Below are 773 nucleotides of genomic sequence, written 5' to 3'. Positions count from 1 at the left end.
GCCCGGCCGGCAAGAATATACAGATGCTTATTAAACAGCTCCTGATCCCAGGTCATTTCTCTGACCATAACACCATCATGGCTGCCCCAGGTGCTCAGCCATGACCAGTCTGACGCACTATAGTCCCAGCTGCGCCCCTGCCCGGCCACATCGTTGAGGATAATGTGCATCTGTGCACCCTTAACCCCGGCGATACGGTTCATATCCAGGTTCACACCAAACAGGGCCCAGTTGGTATAGGCCGAGCCCTTTTTATACCCGCCACCGGCATAACCGTTATACTGGCCCACGTTAAAGCCTGTGAAATAAACACCCTGATTGGCCAGAAACTTCCCCGCATCCTCAATCGGTTTATAATGCAGCGAGAACAGATAAGGCTGTGTTGCGGTTGAGTGGGCACCCTTACCGTTAGGCGCAACAGCACCACCCACACCGTTGGTCGAGGGCACAAAGCGCGGCACTGTGGGCTGTGTGGGGGCATGTGCGGCATCGTAATAATGCCGGTTACCATTCACAAAATAAAAATTACCGACCTTTTCAGCTCCTTTAGGAAGAACAGGGGCTTCATGTGCGGGTTTTTCAGCAACCTGTTCGGGTGTTGCCGCAAAAACCATGCCAGGCCACAGGGCACCAGCAACACCATAACAGCCCATACGCTTTGTCGCATGAAACAGAGAGGAGGCTTTTTGTCCGATAATACTGTTGATCACGCTTATTGTCCTGATCTGCTCCTGGATACGCATATCCAGACCCCTTGGGAAAATAATACCAGA

At 52.3% G+C, this 773-nt stretch carries 1 pseudogene; it reads right to left on the bottom strand.

Annotated elements, in window-relative coordinates:
* Positions 1 to 710 (bottom strand): annotated as a pseudogene (locus HK25_RS12375) (hypothetical protein); the annotation flags it as partial.
* Between the last annotated feature and the right edge of the window lie 63 nt (positions 711 to 773).

Origin of the sequence: Acetobacter sp. DsW_059, from assembly GCF_002153695.1 — a bacterium.
Taxonomy (GTDB): Bacteria; Pseudomonadota; Alphaproteobacteria; order Acetobacterales; family Acetobacteraceae; genus Acetobacter; species Acetobacter thailandicus.
Note: the sequence above shows the minus strand (reverse complement) of the source record. Positions and strands in the feature narration are given on the sequence as shown.